Annotated in this window: 19 protein-coding genes and 1 tRNA gene; 12 read left to right on the forward strand and 8 right to left on the reverse strand. The window is 62.6% G+C overall.

Translation table 11 applies throughout. From position 1 onward, the window contains the following. Positions 1 to 19 precede the first annotated feature (19 nt). The 6 genes from E4P29_RS24680 (at position 20) to E4P29_RS24705 (ending at position 5,722) form a co-directional block, all read left to right on the forward strand. Positions 20 to 631, forward strand: a complete 612-nt coding sequence (locus E4P29_RS24680) for an SLC13 family permease (protein WP_135047731.1) — start codon at positions 20 to 22, stop codon at positions 629 to 631. 24 nt (positions 632 to 655) lie between these two features. Next, complete coding sequence (locus tag E4P29_RS24685) at positions 656 to 1,351, forward strand: SLC13 family permease (protein ID WP_135047733.1); 696 nt, start codon at positions 656 to 658, stop codon at positions 1,349 to 1,351. Positions 1,352 to 1,410: 59 nt separating this feature from the next. Then, positions 1,411 to 2,796: an acyclic terpene utilization AtuA family protein gene (locus E4P29_RS24690; RefSeq protein ID WP_209205507.1), complete on the forward strand. Its 1,386-nt coding sequence runs from the start codon at positions 1,411 to 1,413 to the stop codon at positions 2,794 to 2,796. Next, a complete protein-coding gene (locus tag E4P29_RS24695) occupies positions 2,793 to 3,152 on the forward strand; it encodes a DUF4387 domain-containing protein (protein WP_135047735.1) in 360 nt (119 codons plus the stop codon). The genes E4P29_RS24690 and E4P29_RS24695 overlap by 4 nt, the downstream gene beginning before the upstream one ends. Before the next feature lie 16 nt (positions 3,153 to 3,168). After that, the gene (locus tag E4P29_RS24700) at positions 3,169 to 4,827 is read left to right on the forward strand and encodes a long-chain-fatty-acid--CoA ligase (RefSeq protein ID WP_135047808.1); all 1,659 of its coding nucleotides are present in this window, start codon (positions 3,169 to 3,171) and stop codon (positions 4,825 to 4,827) included. 118 nt (positions 4,828 to 4,945) lie between these two features. After that, the gene (locus E4P29_RS24705; RefSeq protein ID WP_135047737.1) at positions 4,946 to 5,722 is read left to right on the forward strand and encodes an NAD(P)-dependent oxidoreductase; all 777 of its coding nucleotides are present in this window, start codon (positions 4,946 to 4,948) and stop codon (positions 5,720 to 5,722) included. Between the two features lie 142 nt (positions 5,723 to 5,864). Here the strand turns inward: E4P29_RS24705 and E4P29_RS24710 are convergent, their stop codons facing one another. After that, entirely contained in the window at positions 5,865 to 6,590 is a 726-nt protein-coding gene (locus E4P29_RS24710) for a 3-keto-5-aminohexanoate cleavage protein (protein ID WP_209205508.1), read from the reverse strand. Positions 6,591 to 6,682: 92 nt separating this feature from the next. Continuing rightward, positions 6,683 to 7,738, reverse strand: a complete 1,056-nt coding sequence (locus E4P29_RS24715) for an Ldh family oxidoreductase (RefSeq protein ID WP_135047740.1) — start codon at positions 7,736 to 7,738, stop codon at positions 6,683 to 6,685. A 91-nt stretch (positions 7,739 to 7,829) separates the two neighbouring features. On the opposite strand from E4P29_RS24715, the gene E4P29_RS24720 reads away from it, so the two are divergent. From E4P29_RS24720 to E4P29_RS24730, 3 genes are read left to right on the forward strand one after another with little or no spacing between them, the layout of a single operon-like run. Beyond that, positions 7,830 to 8,144, forward strand: a complete 315-nt coding sequence (locus E4P29_RS24720; RefSeq protein ID WP_245154485.1) for a putative quinol monooxygenase — start codon at positions 7,830 to 7,832, stop codon at positions 8,142 to 8,144. A gap of 42 nt (positions 8,145 to 8,186) precedes the next feature. Continuing rightward, entirely contained in the window at positions 8,187 to 9,602 is a 1,416-nt protein-coding gene (locus E4P29_RS24725; protein ID WP_135047744.1) for an NAD-dependent succinate-semialdehyde dehydrogenase, read from the forward strand. 59 nt (positions 9,603 to 9,661) lie between these two features. Then, positions 9,662 to 10,120: a cupin domain-containing protein gene (locus E4P29_RS24730; protein WP_135047746.1), complete on the forward strand. Its 459-nt coding sequence runs from the start codon at positions 9,662 to 9,664 to the stop codon at positions 10,118 to 10,120. 85 nt (positions 10,121 to 10,205) lie between these two features. On the opposite strand, the gene E4P29_RS24735 is transcribed toward E4P29_RS24730, so the two are convergent. Next, positions 10,206 to 10,910 carry a GntR family transcriptional regulator gene (locus tag E4P29_RS24735; RefSeq protein WP_135047748.1) on the reverse strand — a complete coding sequence of 235 codons (705 nt, stop codon included), beginning with the start codon at positions 10,908 to 10,910 and terminating at the stop codon, positions 10,206 to 10,208. An 86-nt stretch (positions 10,911 to 10,996) separates the two neighbouring features. On the opposite strand from E4P29_RS24735, the gene E4P29_RS24740 reads away from it, so the two are divergent. The 3 genes from E4P29_RS24740 (at position 10,997) to E4P29_RS24750 (ending at position 14,194) form a co-directional block, all read left to right on the forward strand. Further along, positions 10,997 to 12,445, forward strand: coding sequence for a citrate:proton symporter (locus E4P29_RS24740; protein ID WP_135047750.1), 1,449 nt, complete (start codon positions 10,997 to 10,999; stop codon positions 12,443 to 12,445). A gap of 8 nt (positions 12,446 to 12,453) precedes the next feature. Next, positions 12,454 to 12,861, forward strand: coding sequence for a universal stress protein (locus E4P29_RS24745; RefSeq protein ID WP_135047752.1), 408 nt, complete (start codon positions 12,454 to 12,456; stop codon positions 12,859 to 12,861). A 385-nt stretch (positions 12,862 to 13,246) separates the two neighbouring features. After that, positions 13,247 to 14,194, forward strand: coding sequence for a hypothetical protein (locus E4P29_RS24750; protein ID WP_135047754.1), 948 nt, complete (start codon positions 13,247 to 13,249; stop codon positions 14,192 to 14,194). Positions 14,195 to 14,437: 243 nt separating this feature from the next. Here E4P29_RS24750 and E4P29_RS24755 read toward each other — a convergent pair. From E4P29_RS24755 to E4P29_RS24775, 5 genes are all read right to left on the reverse strand, one after another. Beyond that, positions 14,438 to 14,514, reverse strand: a tRNA-Leu gene (locus tag E4P29_RS24755). Positions 14,515 to 14,558: 44 nt separating this feature from the next. After that, the gene (locus tag E4P29_RS24760) at positions 14,559 to 15,995 is read right to left on the reverse strand and encodes a TIGR00366 family protein (RefSeq protein WP_135047756.1); all 1,437 of its coding nucleotides are present in this window, start codon (positions 15,993 to 15,995) and stop codon (positions 14,559 to 14,561) included. Between the two features lie 116 nt (positions 15,996 to 16,111). Beyond that, positions 16,112 to 17,056 carry a Ppx/GppA phosphatase family protein gene (locus tag E4P29_RS24765; protein ID WP_135047758.1) on the reverse strand — a complete coding sequence of 315 codons (945 nt, stop codon included), beginning with the start codon at positions 17,054 to 17,056 and terminating at the stop codon, positions 16,112 to 16,114. Beyond that, the gene (locus tag E4P29_RS24770) at positions 17,053 to 17,583 is read right to left on the reverse strand and encodes a DUF501 domain-containing protein (protein ID WP_032404265.1); all 531 of its coding nucleotides are present in this window, start codon (positions 17,581 to 17,583) and stop codon (positions 17,053 to 17,055) included. The genes E4P29_RS24765 and E4P29_RS24770 overlap by 4 nt, the downstream gene beginning before the upstream one ends. Then, positions 17,580 to 18,068: a septum formation initiator family protein gene (locus E4P29_RS24775; RefSeq protein ID WP_245154480.1), complete on the reverse strand. Its 489-nt coding sequence runs from the start codon at positions 18,066 to 18,068 to the stop codon at positions 17,580 to 17,582. The genes E4P29_RS24770 and E4P29_RS24775 overlap by 4 nt, the downstream gene beginning before the upstream one ends. Positions 18,069 to 18,182 lie beyond the last annotated feature (114 nt).

Here is an 18,182-nt window from a genome sequence, read left to right on the forward strand (position 1 = left end):
TCTCTGAAGAGGAGTTGCGATGGCCGTAGTCGGCTTCGCCATGATCGGCGTGTTCATGGCGCTGGTGATGAGCAAGAAAGTCACCCCGTTGGTCGCGTTCATAACAGTCCCGCTCGTCTTCGCGATCGCGGCCGGTTACGGAAGCGATGTCGGCGGTTACATCGTCGAGAGCCTGCAGGATCTCGCGCCCGTGGTGGCGCTGTTGACGTTTGCGATCCTGTATTTCTCGATCATGATCGACGCAGGACTTTTCGATCCGATCATCCGAAAAGTGTTGTCCGTGACCGGGAACGATCCGATGAAGATCGTCGTCGGCACCGCAGTCCTTGCGCTGGCGGTCTCTCTCGACGGCGACGGGGCATCGACTGCCCTGATCGTTGTCGGAGCATTCCTCCCGCTCTACAAACGTCTGGGAATACGGCCCATTCATCTGGTGTGTGTCCTGACTCTGGCGATCATGTCGACCAACCTCACCCCGTGGGGAGGTCCGGTGACACGCGTCGCGGTGGCTCTCAACGTTGATCCGCAGCAGATTTTCATCAAGATGCTTCCCATCATGGCGGTCATGGTCATCTCGACGCTCGCTGTCGCGTTCTTCCTGGGAATGCGCGAGCGCCGTCGGTTGAACTAGTCGGCCGAGCGTCGTCAGAAGGCAATGAGCGGCCCGGGGACTCCGTCGAAGGCCGATCTTGTCGAGGTCGACACAGGCGAGTTGCTATGCAACGCCGACACCGCCCGTCCGGGACTGTTCTGGTTTAACGCCGCACTCACCATTGCACTTCTCACGGCACTCGTGCTCGAGGTGGCGCCTGCACCGGTGCTCTTCATGGGTGCTTTTGCCATCGGCTTCCTGGTCAACTTCCCGAAACCGTCGCAACAGAAAGAGCGTCTTGCTGCACACGCGCCGACGCTGTTGTCGGTCATCACGATGATTTTGGCAGCCGGCGTTCTCACCGGAGTCCTGACCGGTACCGGGATGATCGAAGCGATGGCCGACAGCCTCGTCAACGTCATACCCTCCGCCCTCGACGGGCACTTCGGCCCCGTCATCGCATTCATTGCCCTGCCTGCACAGTTCTTCCTGAGCTCTGACGCCTACTACTTCGGGGCCGTGCCCGTCCTCGGCGAGGTTGCATCCCAGCACGGTATGACGGCTCTGGAGACGGCGAGTGCGGCCGTTCTGGGCGGACCCATCCACGCGTTGAGTCCCCTCGTGCCGACCGTGCTGCTGATTGCAGGCCTGACCAGGGTCGATCTCGGGGAAATGCTCCGAGTCAATCTCAAATGGGCGTTGGCAGTGTCCCTGGTCGCGATCGCGGCCACCTTTGCATTCGGAATCGTTCCGATCTAGATCCGACACCCATCAACCAGCGTCACCCGACTACGACGACCGAAAGAAAGGCCCACATCGTGACCGCCACTCCCGTGACCGACCCGGTCAGAATCCTCGTCCCCGTGGGAATGCTCGGTGCCGGGTTCCCCGATGACACCATCTCGCGCGGCATCGCCTTGGGCGCAGATGTGATCGCCGTCGACGGCGGATCCACCGACTCCGGGCCCTACTACCTGGGTGCGTCCCAGCCGAAAACGGCACGTGCAGCAGTACTTCGAGATATGCGCGCCATCCTGATCGGAGCCGCGGCAGCAGACATTCCGGTCATTGTCGGGTCCTGCGGCACCTCGGGCACCGACGACGGAGTCGAGTGGCTTCACTCCATCACCCGTCAGGTGATCGACGAGGAACACCTGACAGGACGGAAGATTGCCCGCATCTACAGCGAAGTAGACAAGGCGCTGATCCGAAAGCGACTCGCCGACAAACGTATCCATAATCTGCCTCCTGCCGGGCATCTCACCGACGAGACCATCGACAGCTGCGAGCACATCGTCGGCCTGATGGGACACGAACCTATCGCCGACGCCCTCGCCCACGGTGCCAACATCGTCCTCGCCGGACGTTCCACCGACTGCGCACTCATCGCCGCCGTCCCACTGATGCGCGGCAAACCGTTCGGCCCGACGTGGCACGCCAGCAAGATCGCGGAATGCGGCAGCCTCTGCACCACCGGCAGTGGCATCGGCGGGGTCATGGTGCACATCGACGACGACGGCTTCGTCGTCGAACCCGTCGACGCCGACGACGCCTGCACCCCTCGTAGCGTCGCGGCGCACATGCTCTACGAAAACTCGGACCCGTTCCGACTCCGCGAACCAGCCGGAACACTCGACACCACCGACGCCCACTACACCGCACTGGACGATCGGCGGGTCCGCGTCACCGGTTCACGCTTCGAATATGCCGAGGCACACACCATCAAGCTCGAAGGATCAGCTGTCGCCGGTGCCCAGACGGTCTCCATCGTCGGCCTACGCGATCCCCAAGTCCTCGCCGGAATCGGCGACTGGATCGACTCGTTGGCGACGTTCCTGCACGCACGAATCCCGACTCTGTTCGACGTCGGACATGGTGACTACACCATCGAACTTCGGCCCTATGGATGGAACGCCGTCCTCGGTGACATCGATCCCGACCCGTCGACTCCCCGCGAGGTCGGCGTGGCCTGCTGCGTCACTGCCCGTGACCAAAGCACCGCGACCGCCATCGCCAAGTTCGCCAATCCCTATCTGCTGCACCATGCATTGCCCGGTACCGACTCCGTACCGAGCTGGTCGTTCATGTCCTCACCGGCCGAGATGGAACGCGGAAATCTCTACACCTTCGTTCTGCAACATTCCATGGAAGTCGACACACCCACCGAACTGTTTCCCATCGACTACTCCGAGGAACTCCGATGATCACCTCAGTCGCACTCGGCGACCTCGCCAGCAAGATCCGATCGAAGAACGCTGGACCGTTCTGGGTCACGATCGACATCTTCTTCCCCGATCGGGAGTCGTACGCTGATGCAGCGGCCGAAGGCACCATTACGCCCGACTCGCTGTCTGCGGTCTACGGCGTCCCTGAAAACAGCATCAAAATCTTCCGACTCGATCAGCTCCACGCGATCAAGATCTCCTACCCCCGCGCGATCCCGCAGGGATCGATCCACGACCGCGACATTCACGCAGCCCAGCAGTACATTCCGCTACTGACGTTCCGAATCCCGTTCAGTAACAGTGCAATCCCAGAGGCGGTGCCCCATGCCCACTGATGCCGAAGACCGCAGCATGCACTCCACGATGCAGGACGTACCACTGACACTCACCGCCGTCCTCGACGGCATCGAAGGAACGTACGGAGCCTCCGAGGTCATCACCTACCACGGGCCTCGCGACACCGCGCGTACTGTCACCTTCTCCCAGACGGCCGCACGCGCAGCGCAACTGGCGCATGCCCTGACAGACATCGGCATTCGGGCCGGGGAGCGCGTCGCCACGTTCATGTGGAACAACCAGGAACACCTCGAGGCCTACCTCGCGATCGCGTGCTCCGGCGCAATCCTGCACACCCTCAACATCCGCCTCAGTGCCGAACAGCTTCGCTTCGTCATCGCCGATGCCGGTGACAGCGCCATCATCGTCGACTCATCACTGATCGACGTCTTTCGCCCCGTGATCGCGTCCCTGGACGACACCATTGCCGTGATCGTCACAGGTCACGTCGAGGACGACCTGCTCGGCGAGCTCGGGTCGACCGGTCGGGCCCTGCTGCGGTACGAGGACCTGCTGGACGGGCACCCGACATCGTTCGAGTGGCCCGTACTGGACGAAACATCGGCAGCTGCACTGTGTTACACCAGCGGTACGACCGGCAACCCCAAAGGCGTCGTGTACAGCCATCGGTCGATCTACCTGCACGCCCTCGCTGCCTGCGCAGGGAACGTCGCTCGACTGTCCTTCCACGACATCGCTCTACCCATCGTTCCCATGTTTCACGTCAACGCCTGGGGCATCCCCTACGCAGCGATGATGGCCGGCGCGAATCTCCTTCTGCCTGATCGACACCTCAAGCCCGACACCCTCGTCGACCTCATCGAGACGCATCGCCCCACATTCGCGGCAGGCGTGCCCACCATCTTCAACGATGTCCTCCACTGGACGCGAGCACACCCGGGACACCGGATCGATACGATGAAACGAGTCATCTGCGGCGGAGCAGCTGTCCCGGCGGCCCTCATCGAGGCCTACCGGTCCGAGCTCGACGTCGACATCACCCAGGCATGGGGAATGACCGAGACCAGCCCGATCGCAGCAGTGGCCGAAGCGCATTCCGGTGCAACGCGGGGTGAGAAAAGACGGATCGAGGGCTCGGCCGGACGATTTCAGTTCGGAGTTCGCGGCCGCATCGTCGACGACACCGGAGCTACCCTCCCACGCGATGGAGTGGCCGTCGGCGAGGTCCACGTCAGCGGACCATGGATCACCGGAAGTTACGTCGCTGGAACGGGATCGGACAGTTTCACCGTCGACACCGACGGCCGGATCTGGCTCAAGACCGGGGATATCGGCCACATCGGCGCGGACGGCTACCTCACTCTCACCGACCGCTCCAAAGACGTCATCAAATCCGGCGGCGAGTGGATCAGCTCAGTCCAACTCGAAACAGTATTGGCTGGACACCCAGACGTCCTCGATGCCGCAGTCATCGGTGTTCCGGACACACGATGGGACGAGCGTCCCCTTGCGCTGGTGAACGTTCGCGAAGGATCGACAGTCAGCGCGGACGATCTCAAGGACTGGCTCGCCGGACACGTGGCGAAGTGGTGGATCCCCGAACGGTGGGCGTTCGTCGACACCGTCAACCGAACCGGCGTCGGAAAATACGACAAGAAGCTGATGCGTCGCCGATACCGTGACGGCGAGCTGAACGCCTACCTGACGAACTGACGAACCCGATCGGCCTTCCAAGCGTTGGCTCGAACGTGCACATCTGTCTCTCGTACATCACCGCGCCGCACGATGGTGCTCACCGGCGGCCGGGTCACTGTGAAACACAAGGAGAACAATGCCCGACCTCTCGGGAAAGACACTGATCATGTCCGGCGGAAGCAGAGGCATCGGTCTGGCTATCGCGCTCAGAGCGGCCCGCGACGGTGCCAACATCGCCATACTCGCGAAGACTGTCGAACCACATCCAACACTGCCGGGCACCATTCATACCGCTGCACGGGCAATCGAGGAAGCGGGAGGCCACGCACTACCACTCGTGTGCGATATTCGCGACGACGGCACGGTCATCGAAGCGGTGGCGCAGACGGCGAAACAGTTCGGTGGAATAGACGTCGTGGTGAACAACGCAAGCGCACTGGATCTTTCACCGACCACCAGCATCACCATGAAGAAGTACGACCTGATGCAAGACATCAACGCCCGCGGATCGTTCCTACTGTCCAAGACCGCGATACCCCATCTGCGGAAATCGGCGAACCCTCACATTCTGACGCTGTCGCCCCCGATCTCGCTCGATCCGAAGTGGATCGACCGAGTCAACACCGCATACACGATCTCGAAGTTCTCGATGACACTGGTGACCATCGGTCTAGCGCGGGAGCTGGCCGGTCACAACATTGCGGTCAACTCGCTGTGGCCGCGCACGACCATCGACACTGCCGCCGTTCGGAACGTTCTCGGAGCTGAACTGACAAGCCGCAGCCGCAGCACCGACATCGTCGCCGACGCCGCCCACGTCGTACTCCCCCAGCCCTCGACCCAAACGACCGGGCAGTGCCTCATCGACGATGAAGTCCTCATCGCCAACGGCGCAACAGATTTCAGCTCATAAAGAACGTGCGACGACGACAACGATCTCGAGCTGGACTTCTGGATGCATAGCCCGTCCCGGACGCCGTGAAGCCGATCGCACACATATGCCCGCACCCTCGCACCATTCGAGGTTCTGGCGACTGGAATCTGCTGGCCATTGGCTAAATCGCTCGGTGGTATGCCGTCATCATTGCAGCTGCCGCTGCTGTCAGTTCTGCGTTGGAGCGGGCCGGTGTGCCGTCAGGGAGCACGGTCGTGTCTTCGAGCCCGGTGCGTACAGCGTGTCCGCGAGTGAGAGCCCGCCGCGTGATTGCCCACGACGCGATCCCCACGCCGTGGTGCAGCTGTGGCAGATCTATCTCGGCTGTGGCGATGATGGACTCCATCTCGGCACCAAGGGTCAAGGCCGCGTCCACGTCGTCTTCGAGCGGTTCGATGACGAGGCGAACGAATCGTGACGCGTTGCCTGCACGAATGAACCGTTCTGCGTCACGGACGCTGAGCACACATGCCTCTATGCCGACACCACGCGCTGCCAGCAGTTCGGAGACGTCGTCTATGCCTTCTTCGCCTTGATTCGCCGCGATCAGATCCGGGAACTCCGTCCAGCCTTCGATGTGCTCGAGACGTCTACGAGGGTCCGGGACTATGGCTGCGAAGGTGGTGACATTGATCGGCACCGTGGGGCATTGGGCACGGACAGCGCGCAACATCCGGCCCACCGGGCCTGGCGCAAGCGACTCGACACCGTCATCGTCGAACGCGTGCAGATGTAGCGACGTTGCCCCGGCAGCAACGCATACCGCTGCATCTGCAGCGATCTCCGCTGCTGTGCGGGGCACCGCCGGATGTGCGGAATCGCCGTTGGACGCCAACTGCAAATCCACCGAACTCACGGTGTTCGTGCCGAGCGCACTGTTGACCACAAGCATCTCGATTCAGGGGTATCGGGCCGCGCCCATGCGAAGAAGCGGGGAGATCAGAAAGGAAGCGCAACGCCGGTTTGGGTCGCCAGGATTCTCATGTCTTCGATGGTCTGCTCGGCCAGCACCACTCCCCCGTCAGCGAGATTGCTTGCCGCAGCGTTGTCCTCGACCTCACCGGGGTAGAAGATGCGGTCGCTACCATCCGCCAGCGGGGTGGAATGCACCTCGTCGATCAGTCCTTGTACAGCCTCGAGATACTGCTCGGTCTTGCCTGCGCTGGCGACGTCGATGGCGATGAACATGTGGCCCGCTCCGCTGGGCTGGTCTGCGACGTACGGCCCCTTCACTGCTGTGCCGGTGCTACTGCCGGTGAGCGCGCCGGAGAGGATGTCCATCATGAAGGTGATGGCGTAACCCTTATGGCCCGCCATGGGCAAGATGACGCCGTCGATCGCCTCCGATGCGTCGGTGGTGATGCGGCCGTCGGCGTTCATCGCCCACGTGTCCGGGATCGATTCGCCTCTATTTCGCGCGAGGTAGATCTTGCCCCGGGCAACGGCGGTGTTCGCGATGTCGACAACCACTGCTCCCCCTGGAGTGGGCGCAGGTGCCCCGATCGACCACGGGTTTGTGCCGAGGCGTTTCTCGCGCCCACCCCACGGTGCCATCGCAGGGCTGGCGTTGGTGGTCAGGATGGAAGCGCAGCCGTCGAGTGCTGCCCGCCGGGTGTAGTACATCGCCGTGCCGAAGTGGTTCGAGTTGCGGACTCCGACCATTCCGATGCCGTATCGACGTGCCCGGACGATCGCCGACCTCCGGGCGGTTTCGGTCAACACCTGGCCGATACCGTCGCGGCCGTCGAGGATCTGCAGGGCACCCGCATCCGCGATGACTTCCGGTGCGGTGACCGCAGTCATCGCACCGGTACGGAGCCGCGCCACGTACCACGGCAAACGGAGCACACCGTGGGACTGATGCCCCCACAGGTCGGACTGCACGAGACTGTCCGCCACGAGTCGGGAATCGGCTTCGGGAACGTCGTGAGACCGCAGGACCGCGGCAGCGAACTCGGTGAGCGCATCGGGTTCGATGCGGGTTTCGTCGGTCATGGAATCAATCCCTCGTTTCGTTCGATACGTTTAGGTATACACTACGACATACATAACGTGGATCACATTCGAGTCGAGGAGCCTTTCCGTGATGAACCTGCTGGTGTCGGTGAGCGTCAAGCCCGACAAGCGCGAGAAATTCATCGGCGCGATCGTCGAGAACGCAGTGTCGTCGGTGCGAGATGAGCCCGGGTGCCATCAGTTCGACGTGTTCGAGGACGAGAGCACACCCAACCACTTCTTCTACTACGAGCGTTACACCGACCGCGCTGCGTTCGACGCGCACAAAGCGTCCCCACATTTCGCTGCCTGGCGGGAGATCGCCGAGGACGTCATCGTTCCCGGCTCGCAACACAACACGTTCGGCAGTTCCGTCACCACCGTGATCGCGTCCGAGTCCGTCTGACGTTTCTCGTTTTCGGGCCACCTATCCAGGAGAACTTCAACAATGTCTGCTTCCATCACAACCATCAACCCGGCGACCGGCCGCGAGCTCGCTACGTACGAAGCGATGAGCGACGCGGTCATCGACGCTGCGCTCGACACTGCTTCGGCCGCTCAGACCGATTGGGCGCGTATCGGTTTCGATGACCGCTCGAAAATCTTGCACGATGGAGCCGCCGAATTGCGATCCCGCGCGGAGTCACTGGCGTTGTTGGTGACCCGAGAGATGGGCAAGCCGCTCGCCGAGTCCCGAGCCGAGGTCGAAAAATGCGCTGTCGGTCTCGAGTACTACGCAGACAACGCTGCCGGCTTCCTCGCCGACGAGACCTACGAAACCTCCGCCGACACCTCCTGGGTGTCGTACGAACCCATCGGGATCGTATTGGCGATCATGCCGTGGAACTTCCCGCTCTGGCAGGTCTTTCGTTTCGCTGCGCCCGCGCTGATGGCCGGGAACGCCGCATTGTTGAAGCACTCTCCCAACACCACGGGCTCTGCTCTCGAAGCTCAGGCCATTCTCGAAGCCGCGGGTTTGCCCGCAGGATTGTTCACCACCCTCCTCGTCGCCGAGGTCGACGTACCGGCGGTCACCGAACGCCTCATCTCCGATCCCCGCGTCGGTGCCGTGACCATCACCGGCAGCGAGCGCGCCGGATCTGCAGTGGGCTCCGTCGCCGGACGCGAAATCAAGAAATCGGTGCTCGAGCTCGGCGGCTCGGATCCCTTCATCGTTCTCGCCGACGCCGACCTCCCCAAGGTCGCGCACCTGGCCGCCAGGGGCCGCTTCCTCAACGCCGGCCAATCGTGCATCTCCCCGAAACGGTTCATCGTCGAAGCTCCGGTCGCCGACGAGTTCACCCGACTGGTCGTCGCCGCAGTCGAATCACTGACCGTCGGCGATCCCGAAGCCGACGGCACCGATGTCGGACCCATGGCGCGAGCTGATCTACGCGACGGCGTCGCTGCACAGGTCCAGGCCTCCGTCGACGCGGGAGCGACCCTGCTCACCGGCGGCACGGTCCTCGATCGGCCCGGTAACTTCTACGCCCCCACGGTCCTGGGCAACGTCGGCACCGGCATGGCGGCGTACCACGAAGAAGCATTCGGCCCGGTCGCGTCCATCATCACCGTTGCAGACGCCGACGAAGCAGTCCACGTCGCCAACGACACCCGATTCGGGCTCGGTGCCAGCATCTGGAGCGCAGATGTGAACAGGGCCATTGCGGTCGGAAAACGCGTCACCTCCGGCGCCTGCTTCGTCAACGCCGTCGTCGCCTCCGACGCCCGAATGCCCTTCGGAGGGACCAAACGATCCGGTTACGGCCGAGAACTCGCCTCCGCCGGTATCCGCGAATTCGTCAACGTGCGTACCTGGTGGGCCATGAACACCCCTGCCTCGGTTGCACCCACCTCGGAGTGACACCCCACTGCTTAGTGCACTACCCCAACAACCCGCATCACCCGAAAGGACCATCACCGATGACAACCACCGAAGGCCGTACCGTCACCGACTCCGCCGGCGACGACGGCCGCCCCGCCGTAGTGCTTCATTCCTCCGGCATCACCCCACGCCAACGCGGCGGAGGAGCCCGCACCATTCCGCTTGTCTCACAACAGGTCGGCGCGAAGGACTTCCTCAACGGCATCACCATGTTCGCCCCCGGATCGGCGATCCCCGAACACATCCACAACTGCGACGAGTCGGTACTGGTCCTCGAAGGATCTGCCGTCGCACACATCGACGGCAAGGAGTATCCCGTCACGGTCGGCGACAACTCGTTCATCCCGGCAGGTATTCGACACTTCTTCCACAACACCTCCGACACCGACGAACTCCACATCTTCTGGACCTACGCCTCCATCGACGCCAACCGCACCGTCATCGCCACCGGCGTGACCACCCGCATCGACGAGGAACACGGCACCAACATCGCCTGACGCGTTCGACCGTCACACCCGACGGCCGCAGGATCCTGGCGGGAACGCCGAGTCCTGCGGCCCTCCCGGCGATCAGACACGAAAATCAGGCCGTGACGACGTCGATCCGAGGACCACGGCCCGCACGTGCAGGATTCATCACTGCATCGAGGATGGTTCGCTCGGTGGCCACGAGATGCTCGGCCGCCGCTGCCTTCGCAGCCGACGAGTCTCCGGCGATGATCGCCCGACACATCCGCTGATGCTCCACCAGCGAGCGCTCGAGGCGATCCGGACTGGTGTGCGCAATCGACCTCAAACGCGCACTGTGCGGCCGTAATTCGGCAATCGATCGAGACAAGTGCGCGTTACGCGTGTGCGCAATCACCGCCCGATCGAACTGCTCGGCGAGTTCGTAGAAGCGCTCCCACCGCTGACTCGACGGTTCCTCGTTCTCCATGCTGTCGAGCTCGCCGAGAATCTCGATGAACGGCCCAGCCGCAGCCGGATCGAATCGCACCGCATCGGCAACCATCCCGGTAGCCGTCGACTCGAGCAGCGAGCGAAGCTCGAAAAGATCACGCACCCCCGATATCGATATCGGTGCCACCCGAGCACCCTGCCGGTCGACCAGCGTGACGAGACCTTCGGCCTCCAGCCGCACAAACGCTTGCCGCACAGGGGTTCTGGACGCATTCAGCCGCTCACCGATGGAAATCGCGCCCAGCGACGATCCAGGCGCGATCTCACCCGACATGATCTCTGCCTTGAGCTGCGAATACACCCGGTCACTTTTGCTGTCGCCCGTCATGAATGCATCGTAGCCAACCCCTCGGCACTCGCAAAGGAATGCCATACGGTATACAGTGATGCACACCACTACTCGAAAGGGCGACGATGCTCGTCATACTCGGTTTTTCCATGATCGCTGTCTTCATGTACCTGATCATGAGCAAACGCATAACACCGGTCGCAGCACTGATCCTGGTGCCCACCGTGTTCGGCCTGTTCGCAGGTGCTGGTCGGGGCCTGAGCGACATCATCATGGAAGCTCTGCTCAAACTCGCCCCCACCGCAGCACTGCTGTTCTTCGCCATCACGTTCTTCGGAATCATGATCGACGTCGGTCTGTTCGATCCCCTGATCAGACTGATCCTCAAATTCGTCAAGAACGATCCGATGCGTCTGGTCGTCGGTACCGCACTACTGACCTCGATCGTCTCCCTCGACGGTGATGGATCGACCACCTTCATCATCGTGACGTCGGCGTTCCTGCCGATCTACCTCAAGCTCGGCATGAGCCCGGTAATACTGACCGTCGTGGCAGCCACAGCCAACGGCGTCCTGAACACCGTTCCCTGGGGTGGATCGACCGCACGTGCGTCGGCAGCGCTCGGCGTCTCACCGATCGACATCTTCGTGCCGATGATTCCCGCTATTGCAGCCGGCCTGATCGCCGTCACCGTCCTCGCCTACTTTCTCGGCCGCGCAGAACGGAAGCGAGTCGGCACCCTCACCCTCGACCCCGAATCACGCATCCTCCAGCGGGAAAGCGTCACCACCACAGCAGGAACCGGAGTCAGCGCCTCCACGGGACCGACCGGATCGGATCGACCGGCTACCGGCTCCGCAGGCACCGGCGACGACACGCCCGCGACAGCGAACGACGAGGCCAGTGACTTCGGCGACCTCCCCGAAGGCGCTGCGGCACACTTGCACCGACCCAAAGCTCGCCCGAAGCTGGTGTGGCTCAACTTCGCTCTCACCATCGCCGTGATGACACTGCTGGTCCTCGATATCGTCGAACCACCGGTTACGTTCATGATCGCCGTCGGCATTGCACTGGTACTGAACTTTCCGCGTGTCAGCGAGCAGTCCGATCAAATCAAAGCCCACGCATCGAGTGTCGTCTCCGTCGTCGCCCTCGTCTTCGCAGCATCGGTTCTCACCGGCGTACTCAACGGCACCGGCATGGTCGAAGAAATGTCCCGATGGCTCGTCGACGTCATCCCCGACGCCTTCGGACCGCACCTGGCCATCGTTGCCGGCGTACTGAGCATCCCGCTGACATTCCTGATGAGCAACGACGCCTTCTTCTTCGGAGTACTACCAGTGCTCACCGAAACCGCGTCGCACTACGGCATCACCAGCGAAGAAATGGCGCGAGCCGCCATCGTCGGTCAACCCCTGCACACGTCCAGCCCGCTGGTGGCCTCGTTCCTCCTGCTCATCGGACTCGCCAAAGTCGAACTCGGAGCGCACCTTCGAAAAGCAATCTGGCGCGCATCACTCGTCTGCGTAGTCATGCTCGCCGTCGGCGCACTCACCGCCGCCTACCCCGGATGAGGACACACATGAACATCGTCATCGCACAGAACGATCGACCCGAAAGCCGACTCGCATTCGACTGGGTTCTGGACCATGGCACCGCAATGGCCGGTAGCCCCACCGATCTACACATCCACGTCGTGCTCGTCGGCGGTGCTGACTCTCCGGCGAGCCCAAACTACAGCTCACCCACCCTCGGAGAATCGCTCGCCTCCGAACTGCACGGCCGCGAGGTAGCCCACACCGTGTACGCGGCCGACAGCGACGCAGCGACACAGATCATCGAAGTTGCCGAGTCAGTGTCGGCCGACCTCATCGTCATCGGGATGCGCCGTCGATCGGCCACGATGAAGCTGCTACTCGGGAGCCAAGTCCAACGAGTCATGCTCGACGCACCCTGCCCCGTCGTAACCATAAAATCCCCGCTCGACTGAACCCGAGTAGCGCAGAAGATGTGGCCGGTTGCGTCCCTTGATCGCCGCAACCGGGCAGATCTGCACGTGGTCAACTGACGCATAGTTCACGCTCAGAGGCGAAAACACAGAACAGGTGCAAGACACCGGGACGCAGTGCTCCCTTCTCGGTTACAGCACCGTCAACGAACCTTGACGTGAGTGACCCGTGTGCCTGCCGCATAAGTCGTCTGATGCGTGTGAGCCCAGCATCCCGAAGCTAGAGGGCAACGACCAGGAACAGCTAATATTCAAGCCGTCGTCGCGTACGACTATCTGCACTCCAGTCCAAAAGTTGCAGGCTGCACCGGGCTGTATAACCGAACCGACTCTACCGTTGCGGATTGCAACCGGAAGTATGGAACGCATGTTCAGCAATCTCGTGACGTTCGGGCCACTGCTGGTTGGATTAACAGCTTTGGTAGCACTCGGCTTGTCCAACACCAGGAGCGCGACCCTCAGACGCCGCGAAGAAACCCTGCGTGAGATCAAAGCCTCTCTCGATCCCCACGAGAGTCACGCGACGGCGATCGTTCGGCTACACCGCGCGACTGTCGCCGCTATAGTTGCTCGTCAAACGCACGGCGCATGGCCGTTCGTATGGCCCTGGCTGATATGGATTATTACCGCCGCCCTGTTTGGTCAGAGTGGGTTCTACCTGGGCAAGTACGTGGAGAGCGGGCAACCTTTTGAGCTGAACACGTTCGCATACGAAGTGTTCGGAGGTGATGTCCCCGCGTTCTTCATGGTAATCGCGGGATGGTTGTTTATCTCGCAGGTGTTTCGAAACTACGAACACTCGCTCTATCAAAGAGCGCGCACTGCTCGTGCGTTCTATAACCGGGGTGAGATCAACCATTGTCAACGACTTTTGGGTTTTCACGATTTCTACCGAGAGCGTCGGCCCGGTCCATCCTGGCGTTGGTTCGTACGAGACCTCGTGCCGGGCACTACCGCATTGTCGGTTGGGTTGGCTGCAGGAGTCGCCGTGTACGTGAGGGCCGAATCGCAGCAGACGGATGGCGTGACACCTTTGGTGATGACAGCATTTTGGACTGGCATTCCGGCGCTGACCTCGGTCATCGCAGCATCATTCGTGGCCATCGGAGTACACGAGCGGCGAAACGACATCGAGCTGCTCCCGCGTCCCCGAGTGTCCTCGCGTTTGCGGCTGCGTCGCGCGCTCGCTAGTACCGACAACGCAAGTATCGGAGGCAGCGCACACAGCAACAGATCTAAACCATCGCGGCTCACCAAACTGCGGAGGTCCCGTGCCGTAGGTCAAATGGTAACGACTACGGAACCGGACAAGTGAATCAAACCGATCGAGTTGTGACAGCCTCGTGACAGCGAGCCACCCGCAGAGACGACCGTCCAACCCGAAAACCGGCCCTGAGCTGCACGAACGCGCAGACGCGACGACGAAGGACGTACCGCCCGCGCGGATCTGAAATCCGCTGCCTCAGTTGTCCACTCAAATCCGTGGTAGGCCGCCGAAGTCCACGCTACCACCCGAAAAGCACTGTCCTGGTCCCGAAATCTGGATCCATATGGACTCTGGTGCCCCCAGTCGGACTCGAACCGACACTGTGCGAATTTTAAGTCCGCTGCCTCTGCCAATTGGGCTATAGGGGCCACCGCCGGAGGTTCGCTCCAGCGGTGACGATCATATCGGGCTGCTATTGCGCCGGGATGACCGGCGGCACGAAGTCGAAGGTCATGCCGAGGAGCCAGACGAGCAGCAGGACCACCGGGAAGTGGAAGATGAACTGCAGGAACGTGAATCCGATCAAGTCCCGCGCTCGCAGGCCGAGCACCGCCAGCAAGGGCAGCATGAAAAACGGGTTGATCAGGTTCGGCAGCGCCTCGGCGACGTTGTAGATCTGGACGGTCCAGCCGAGGTTCATCTGCACATCGGTGGCCGACTGCATGACGTACGGCGCTTCGACGAGCCACTTGCCGCCGCCGGACGGAACGAACAGACCGAGCACGACGGTGTACACCGCGATGACCACGGCGAATCCGCCGCCGCTGCCGATATCGGTGAAGAAATTCGCGAGGTGCTCGGAGACCGTGACACCTCCCCTACCCTCTGCCTTGGTCAGCATGGCCGCCATCGCGGCGTACAGCGGAAACTGCACCAGGATGCCTGCGGTAGCCGGAACTGCCTTGCTGACCGAATCGAGGAAACGGCGCGGCGTGCCGTGCAGCACGAGCCCGAGCATCAGGAACACCAAGAGATAGCCGTTCAGACTGCTGACCACCGACAGCACCGGCAGCGTCAACAACTGCGAGACAAGCCATCCCAGCGTCATAGCGCCCGCGAACAGTGGGAGGATGCGGCTGTACTCGAGCCACTCACCCGGCCTGGTGCGCGGCACCGGTTCGGCTACGGTGTCGTCGAGATCGACGTCCATATCAGCGGCAGTCTTGATCGCTGCACCCTTGGGAGCGGACACGTGTGCGATGACGACCGTCAACACGATGATGATCGCGCACATCAGCAACGACTGCCACGTGAAAATTGTGGTTCCGAAATCGAGCACTCCGGTGACCGAAAGCAGTGTCGCCGGTAGCGATTTCGCTGTCGCCTGCAACTGCGCAGCCGAGGACGACATTCCGAGGGCCCACACCGCTCCGAGTCCCATGAATGCCGCAGCCCCGAGTGCCCGGTAGTCCGTGCGCAGATCGTCACGGCGCGCGATGGCTCGGGCCAGCAGCCCGGCGAACACCAGACTCAGGCCCCAGTTGAGGAACGACACCGAACAGGACAGCAGCGCAACGAAACTGACGGCGCTACTGGAGCTCTTCGGCACCCGCGCCAGCCGGGTGATCAATCTGGCGACCGGTGGAGAGGTGGCCACGACGTACCCCGTGAGCACGACCATCGCCATCTGCAGCGTGAAGGCCGTCAGATCCCAGAATCCGTTACCGAACGCGTCGACCACATTCTGCGGCGACGAACCGTTCGCGAATGCAGCGACGGCAACGACCACCACGCCGACAAGGGCGAAGATGTACGCGTCGGGGAACCACTTCTCGGTTCCCTTGGCGAGTGCTTGCGCTACGCGCGCCAGACCTTTCTCGGCCGGCGCCTGCTGGGCGGGTGTCGTCATCGGTGGTCCTAGCCTCGTCGGGAGCAGTGACGTAAGCCACAGCGCCTATCAGGCTTCACCGAAACACGAAGCGATGCAACCTACATCGCCGCAGACCAGGTCTGCAGAATTGCAGATCAGATCTTGATCGACATCGCGATGCCGTCGAGGATGTCGTGCTCACTGACCGTCAACGAGCTGACGGCCCCGCGTCGCTCGAACTCTTCGGCCAGCACGCTGCACACGATCGCTCCGCCGCCGATGACGTCGACCCGTCCGGGGTGCATGGGCCCCAACGCACTTCGCTGCGTGTGGGTCATGCCGATGAGTCGCTCGCACACCTCGAAGAGCTGATCGAACGGCACGCGCGACAGATGCACCGCCTCCGCGTCGTACTCGGGTAGTTCTTTGGCGATGGCCGCGATGGTCGTCATCGTGCCGGCCACACCGACCCAGCTCGACGCGTCGCCGATCGAGACTTCCTCGAATGCCTCCGCCAACTTCTCGCGGGCGTACTCACGCGCACCGTTGATCTCGTCTTCGGTGGGAGGGTCCGAATGCAGGAATCGTTCGGTCAGACGGACGCAGCCGATGTTCGCCGAGAACGCCGCTTTCACGCCTTTGGCGTCGCCCAGTACGAGCTCGGTGGAACCGCCACCCAGATCGACGACCAGGAAAGGCCCTGCGGCAGAATCGAGTTCACCGACCGCACCGGCGAAGGACAGCCGTGCTTCTTCGTCTCCGGTGATCACCTCGGCCTCGGCACCGGGAATGACCTTGCCGAGCACCTCGCGCACCATCGAGAAGAAGTCCTCGCGGTTCGACGCATCCCGGGTGGCAGAGGTGGCAACCATCCGCACTGCGGTAGCACCCGTCTTACGAATGATCTCCGCGTACTCGACCAATGCCACGCGGGTGCGTTCGATGGCCTCGGGCACGAACGCTCCCGTTGCGTCGACTCCCTGACCGAGTCGCACTATCCGCATCTCGCGGGCGACATCGGCGAGGGACTTCCCGTTGTTGTCGGCGACGAGCAGGCGGATCGAGTTGGTGCCGCAATCTATTGCTGCAACCCTGGTCATGATTTCTCCGCACGTAGTTCTTCGATGGTCGGCCAATCGGCCGGAATGGCCTTGCCACGCAACGAGTTCTCGGCGGCAAGGGCCACCGACTCGTCACCCAGCGGGTTGACGCCCGGGCCCTTGGCCAACGAATGGGCGATCAGCACGTGCAAGCATTTGACCCGATCGGGCATGCCACCACCGGTGAAATCCGTTCCGAGAGATTCAATCTCGTCACGTTCGGCCAGATACGACTGATGCGCGCGCAGGTAGGCGGCAGCCAATTCGGGATCGGTGCCGAGACGTTCGGTCATCTCACGCATCACACCGGCCGATTCCTGCCGACTGGCCTCTGCCGTCAGCCGGGGGTCGGTCAAATAGAACAGGGTGGGAAAAGGCGTACCGTCGGGCAGCTTGGGGGCAGTTTTCACCACACCCGGCCTGCCGTCCGGAGATCGATATGCGATCTCCAGTACGCCACGCGGTTCACGTCCGAGCTGCGATGCGACCGCATCGAGATCTTCCTGCGAGACTGCCGAGGAATTCACCCGACGGGTCCCCCTTCTGGTTCTGGCACCGGCGGGGCCGGAGCGGGTTCTGGCTGTACGACGGGCATGGGCGCGGACGTGGGCTCCGACGGCTCGTTCGATCCCTGCGGCTGTACCGCGGTGTTCCACAGGTCGGTGTACCACGGCCCGGTCGGGGTGTTGTCCACCTCGAGATCCTTGGAGCTCGGCGAGTAGTCGCCGGGGAGCTGCACCTGATAGGGCGTCTCCCCCGGCATCACGAAACGCAGCCGCTCGCGAGCATCGGCGGCGATGCGGGACGGTTCGTTGAGCTGAGATTTCTGGGTCTGGAGCGCGTCGACCTCGTCCTGCAGGGTCTGACGCTCGGCCAACACGGACTCGAGCTCACCGCGCTGGGAGAAATAGGTCCTGAGCGGCACGGCCAACGTCAGTGCCAACGCGCACACCACGACACCGAGAATGACCGCGCGTCCGGTGGACAGTCCGAAGAACGTGCGCTCGGGCATCTTGGGCCTACGAACCCCGACGCGCCTCGGAGCAGCTTTGCCACCCACCACGGCGTCACGCGCCTGGTCCGACGGCTCCGGTGGAGTGGCAGGCCGGCCGGAGGCGGTCTCGTC

This window comes from Rhodococcus sp. 1R11, assembly GCF_004563845.1.
Taxonomy (GTDB): domain Bacteria; phylum Actinomycetota; class Actinomycetes; order Mycobacteriales; family Mycobacteriaceae; genus Rhodococcoides.